The sequence below is a fragment of the Vibrio sp. OPT18 genome, assembly GCF_015163615.1.
GTDB classification, from domain to species: Bacteria; Pseudomonadota; Gammaproteobacteria; order Enterobacterales; family Vibrionaceae; genus Vibrio; species Vibrio coralliirubri.
Genome location: NZ_JADDYK010000059.1, coordinates 1 through 370, shown reverse-complemented (window position 1 = coordinate 370; position 370 = coordinate 1). Strand labels below are relative to the sequence as shown.

Below are 370 nucleotides of genomic sequence, written 5' to 3'. Positions count from 1 at the left end.
TAATGGGCGTCGAGCGGCGGACGGGTGAGTAATGCCTAGGAAATTGCCTTGATGTGGGGGATAACCATTGGAAACGATGGCTAATACCGCATAATGCCTACGGGCCAAAGAGGGGGACCTTCGGGCCTCTCGCGTCAAGATATGCCTAGGTGGGATTAGCTAGTTGGTGAGGTAATGGCTCACCAAGGCGACGATCCCTAGCTGGTCTGAGAGGATGATCAGCCACACTGGAACTGAGACACGGTCCAGACTCCTACGGGAGGCAGCAGTGGGGAATATTGCACAATGGGCGAAAGCCTGATGCAGCCATGCCGCGTGTATGAAGAAGGCCTTCGGGTTGTAAAGTACTTTCAGTTGTGAGGAAGGGGGT

1 rRNA gene is annotated in these 370 nt (G+C 54.6%); it reads left to right on the top strand.

Annotation, left to right across the window (positions count from 1 at the left end):
- A 16S ribosomal RNA gene (locus tag IQQ51_RS15025) occupies nucleotides 1–370 on the top strand; the annotation flags it as partial.